Raw genomic sequence first — 5,102 nt, forward strand, 5'->3', positions numbered from 1 at the left:
CCAGCTTGGCGGCATAGACGTTGACGACGGCCGGCTGCACCCGTTGCACGATCGGCGCATAGGACAGCCTCAGCTCGGCTTGTGACGACGGGACGCGGCGGTCCTGCGCGGCAGCCGGATTAAAATGGGCCAAAAAAGCCACGCACAGCGCCGTGGCGGCGGCAGTCCAGGTCGCTCGAAACATTCCTACCTCTTGGAAAAGACGACGGAATATAGGCGCGTTCGCCGGCCAATAGAAGTGCGCCGGGCGGCAATATTCGGCCGCTTCACGGGGGTGTCCGGCTGCGAACGGGCTGTACGAATCGGCGATTTGCGCGGGCGGCAGGTTGGCATGATGTGTGTCATCTTGCATGGTGGTGGACGCTGGATTCGGTTGCGGCGAATTTGCATCAGCGGGAACTCAGGCAGCCGTGCGCAGCGTCGCGGAGCAGTCATCGATTACACCTAGGCTCTCCGTTCGCGACTTCAGGAAAACCGCCAAACGATGGAGCGTAACGTGAGCAGAACAAGAATTGCCGCCACCGCGATTGGTCTTGCCGGCGCGCTGGCGGCCTCGCAGGCGCAGGCCCAGTCGGCAAGCAACAGCGAGCAGGAGATCGCGCTCCTGAAACAGCAGTTGAAGATGCTGGAGCAGAAGCTCGACAAGCTCCAGAGTCAGACCGCGGCGAACACGGCGGCCACAGCAAAGGCGAAATCGGAAGCCAAGGCCGAGGCAAAGGCCGAGGCCCGCGCAGAGGCAAAGGCTGCGGTTGCCAACGCCAACGCGGCAATCCCCGTCAAGGGGCCGGCGCCGGCATCCGGCGTCGTCGTCACGATGCCGAACAATCGGCCGACGATCTGCACCGCCGATCAGGCCAATTGCGTCGCCATCACCAGCCGCCTGCATTACGATGTCGGCGGATACGACTATCGTCCCAACACCGCGGCCACCGTGCCCCAGAAGCTCGATAGCGGCCAGAACGTGCGCCGCGCGCGCATCGGCGTCACCGGCAAGTTCTTCCACGACTGGAATTTCGCGCTGGTCTACGATTTCGGCGGCTCGTCGGACGGATTCGGCGGCGCTGCACCGGGCTCGCTGCCGGGCGGCGGCCTCTCCGGCGTCGAGAATGCCTATATCAGCTACACCGGCTTAAAGCCGTTCGGCGGCAAGATGGCGGTTGAGGTCGGCATCATGGACCTGCCGTACACGCTCGACGAAGCGACGAGCTCGAACGACATCATGTTCATGGAGCGCGCCTCCCCCGGCGTGGTCGCCACCAACATCGCCGCGGGCGACTTCCGCTCCGCAGCCGGTGCGCGCTGGTTCAACGACCAGCTCTGGATCGGCGGCTATGTCACGGGACCATCGACGGGAGCGATCCATTCCGCTTCGAGCGTCTCGCCGCCGGGCACGAGCGAGCAATACGGCGCGGTGGCGCGAGTTGCCGGCAATCCCATCAACGCCAAGGACTACTCGGTGCATATCGGCGCCAATGCGCAATGGCTGATCCAGCCGCCGCGCAACCTGATCGCCAACACGCAGACGGTCACGCTGAGCGATCGTCCGGAATTGCGCCTCGATCCGACACCTCTAATCTCCACCGGCGCCATCGCCAACGTCTCGGGTGCGCAGGTCTACAGCATCGAAGCCGCGGCCACCTACGGTCCCTTCATCGTTCAGGGCGAGTACTTCTGGTACAATGTCGATCGCAGCGCCAACACCAGTGTTCCGCTGGTCGGCGCACCGAGCCTGAAGTTCCAGGGCGGCTACGCGCAGGCCGGCTATGTGCTGACCGGCGAAGGCCGGTCCTATAATGCGGCGAACGCGGCCTATGGCGGCGTCAAGCCGGCGCATCCGTTCTCGCTCGAGGGCGGCGGCTGGGGCGCATGGGAGATCGCAGGGCGCTTCTCGACGATCGACCTCAACGACCAGCTCGCGACCGCGGCCGGTGTCGCAGGCGGCCGGCAGACCGTCTACACGCTGGCGCTCAACTGGTACGTCAACGGTAACGTCCGCTTCATGCTCGACTATCTGCACGGCACGGTCTCGCGACAGGCCTCGCCCGTCTCGACCGCCGACGTCGGCTCGAAGTTCGACGCGGTCGCGATGCGTACGCAGTTCGCGTTCTAGGCCTCTTCACCTCTCCGGTTGGGAGAGGTCGCGCCCACCGGGTCGCGCCGAAGGCGCGCCCGATGACAGGCTCCGGCGCGGGTGAGGGGTTACGCGCTATCGAGAATGCCGCGCACCCTCACCCGAATTGCTCTGGACGATGCTTCGCATCGCCAGGCGCAATTCGACCTCTCCCCGTCGGGGAGAGGTGACGGCACCGCCCTCACCTTTCATCACGCCGCGCGCTTCGGCTTCTTCACGACCTCCGGCGCCGGCGCGCAGGACAGCCGCTCCTGATGGCTCTCGCCCCAGGCCTTCAGGGTGTCGATCACAGGCTTGAGGCTCTCGCCGAGCTCGGACAGGCAATATTCCACGCGCGGCGGCACCTCGGCATAGACCTTGCGGATGACCAGCTTGTCCTCCTCCAGCGCGCGCAGCTGCTTGGTGAGCATGCGCTGGGTGATGCCTGGCATCCGCCGGCGCAATTCGCCGAAGCGCTGGGTGCCGCTCTGGAGGTGGTAGAGGATCACGCCCTTCCACTTGCCGTCGATAAGGTCCAGCGTTGCCTCGACCGAGCACCCCGGACGACGCGCAAAATTGCGCCGCTTCATGCGTTTTTCCCCAATAGTATCCAAACAGGGACTATATCCCCGAAATTACAGTACTTGCCAATCTGAAGCCAGAGCGACAGTTAGAGCGGCAGGCGAACAGCCCATCTGATGGAGACAAGCCATGAAGGCCGTCGGCTACAAAAAATCGCTTCCGATCGAGGACGCGGATTCACTGATCGATTTCGAGACCGCCAAGCCCGACCCCAAAGGGCGCGACATCCGCGTCGCGGTGCAGGCGATCTCGGCCAATCCGGTCGATTACAAGGTGCGCAAGCGCGCGAGCCCGCCCGAGGGCGAGACCAAGATCCTCGGCTATGACGCGGCCGGCGTGGTCGATGCGGTCGGCCCCGACGTGACGCTGTTCAAGCCGGGCGACGAGGTGTTCTACGCCGGCTCGATCCTGCGCCAGGGCACCAACGCCGAATTCCACCTGGTCGACGAGCGCATCGTCGGCAACAAGCCGGAGAGCCTGTCCTTCGCGCAGGCCGCCGCCCTTCCCCTCACCTCCATCACCGCCTGGGAGCTGCTGTTCGATCGGCTCGGCGCGCTACCCGGCAAGAGTTTAGATCCGCGCACGCTCCTGATCACGGGCGGCGCCGGTGGGGTCGGCTCGATCCTGATCCAGCTCGCCCGCCGTCTCACCGGTCTGACGGTGCTTGCCACCGCCACGCGGCCGGAGTCGCAGAAATGGTGCCTCGATCTCGGCGCGCATGGCGTGATCGACCACGGCAAGCCCATGAAGGAGCAGATCGAGAAGCTGAAGCTGCCACCGGTCGCGCTGGTCGCAAGCCTCACCTTCACCGACCAGCACTACAAGGCGATCGCCGACTTCATGGCACCGCAGGGCAGGTTCGGCCTGATCGACGATCCCCCGGAGTTCACCATGAGCACGTTCAAGGGCAAGGCGATCTCGGTGCACTGGGAGTCGATGTTCACCCGCTCCTCGTTCCAGACGCCGGACATGATCGCGCAGCATCATCTGCTCAATGATGTGGCCGACCTCATCGACAAGGGCGTGCTGCGCACCACGCTGGACCAGACCTTCGGCACGATCAACGCGGCCAACCTCAAGCGCGCGCACGCGCTGCTCGAGAGCGGCAAGTCGCGCGGCAAGATCGTGCTGGAGGGGTGGTAAAGGCTTCGTCGGGTGGGTTAGCCGAAGGCGAAACCCACCCGCCTCTGAATCCGCGACACGGATGGCGGGTTACGTGCCTCTAGCCTGCCCGACACCTTCGCTGCTACGTCTTCGCCATACCCCGCTCGATGAAGCCCTTGGCGAGGGCGTGATAGATCCCCTCCTCGCAGACCAGTCGCGAGACGAGATGCGCAATCAGGGCGGCCGCCATCAACGGCACGACCATGCCGTGATTATCCGTCATCTCCGTGACGATGACGAAGGCGGTGATCGGCGCCTGTACCACCCCGGCGAAATAGGCGACCATGCCGAGCAGCATGATTGCACCGAGCGGCGCGTCGTGGAAGAAAGAGGCGACATTACATCCGATCCCGGCACCGACGGCGAGCGAGGGCGCGAAGATGCCGCCGGGAATGCCGCTGATCGCGGCGAACGTCGTCGCCATCATCTTGAGGATGCCGAAATCCTGCGGCAGCGGCGCGCCCTGCTCCAGCGCCGTCTTCACCTGCTGATAGCCGGTGCCGTAAACGGTGTCGCCCGAGGCGAGGCCACAGAGCGCGACGGCGAGACCGCAGGCGAAGGCGAACCAGAGCGGGTGGTCCTTGATCGCGCGCCCGACCGGCCCCTTGAATCCCCGCGCCGTGGCGATGACGATGCGGCTGAACAATCCGCCTGCGAGGCCCCCGATCACGCCACAGACCGGCACGGCCAGCCAATCGACGCCGCGCGCCAGCGACATCGCGCTACTGCCGAAATAAGCGTAATTGCCGGCCAGCGCGAGCGAGGTCAGGCCGGCCGCGATGACCGCAGCAATGATGAGGCTGGATGTGCGGCTCTCGAAAGCGCGGCTCATCTCCTCGATACCGAATACGATCCCCGCCAGCGGCGTGTTGAACGCGGCGGCAACGCCGGCGGCCGCTCCGGCCAGGATCAGGCCTGGCTGGCGGCGCGGCGACACGCGGCCAAGTGCGAACATGATGGACGCGCCGACCTGGACGGTCGGCCCTTCCCGGCCGACCGAGCCCCCACAGAGCAGGCCGAACAAAGTGAGGATCACCTTTCCAGCCGCGATCCGCATCGAGACCAGACTTTCGCGCGCGGACTGGTCGGTCAGATGCCGGGCGGCGATCGCCTGCGGGATGCCGCTGCCCTGCGCATTCGGAAACAGGCGGATGGTCAGATAGGCCGACAGCATGAAGCCGAGCGGCGTGATCGCCAGCACAATATAGCGCGACTTCGCCAGCAGGAACGCGAAGGCCTGCTGGGC

Annotated in this window: 4 protein-coding genes and 1 pseudogene; 2 read left to right on the forward strand and 3 right to left on the reverse strand. The window is 65.4% G+C overall.

What is annotated here, in order from left to right:
• Positions 1 to 352: pseudogene (locus tag JHD07_RS26875) on the reverse strand (hypothetical protein); the annotation flags it as partial.
• Between the two features lie 144 nt (positions 353 to 496).
• Between JHD07_RS26875 and JHD07_RS26880 the strand changes: the two are divergent.
• On the forward strand, positions 497 to 2,110 hold the full coding sequence (locus JHD07_RS26880; RefSeq protein WP_291627542.1) for an OprO/OprP family phosphate-selective porin: 1,614 nt from the start codon (positions 497 to 499) through the stop codon (positions 2,108 to 2,110).
• Between the two features lie 212 nt (positions 2,111 to 2,322).
• Here the strand turns inward: JHD07_RS26880 and JHD07_RS26885 are convergent, their stop codons facing one another.
• Entirely contained in the window at positions 2,323 to 2,700 is a 378-nt protein-coding gene (locus tag JHD07_RS26885) for a helix-turn-helix domain-containing protein (RefSeq protein ID WP_291627544.1), read from the reverse strand.
• 121 nt (positions 2,701 to 2,821) lie between these two features.
• Between JHD07_RS26885 and JHD07_RS26890 the strand changes: the two genes are divergently transcribed.
• Entirely contained in the window at positions 2,822 to 3,835 is a 1,014-nt protein-coding gene (locus tag JHD07_RS26890) for a zinc-binding alcohol dehydrogenase family protein (RefSeq protein WP_291627546.1), read from the forward strand.
• Positions 3,836 to 3,938: 103 nt separating this feature from the next.
• Here the strand turns inward: JHD07_RS26890 and JHD07_RS26895 are convergent.
• Positions 3,939 to 5,102, reverse strand: a 1,164-nt coding sequence (locus JHD07_RS26895) for a chloride channel protein (protein ID WP_291627548.1), incomplete at its 5' end; no start/stop codon positions are given.

This window comes from Bradyrhizobium sp. (genome assembly GCF_016462955.1).
Classification (GTDB): Bacteria; Pseudomonadota; Alphaproteobacteria; order Rhizobiales; family Xanthobacteraceae; genus Bradyrhizobium.

Bases quoted from the DNA above. Each gene is read 5' to 3' on its own strand.
- JHD07_RS26890 (WP_291627546.1), top strand. From the start codon at position 2,822: ATGAAGGCCGTCGGCTACAAAAAATCGCTTCCGATCGAGGACGCGGAT.
- JHD07_RS26885 (WP_291627544.1), bottom strand. From the start codon at position 2,700: ATGAAGCGGCGCAATTTTGCGCGTCGTCCGGGGTGCTCGGTCGAGGCA.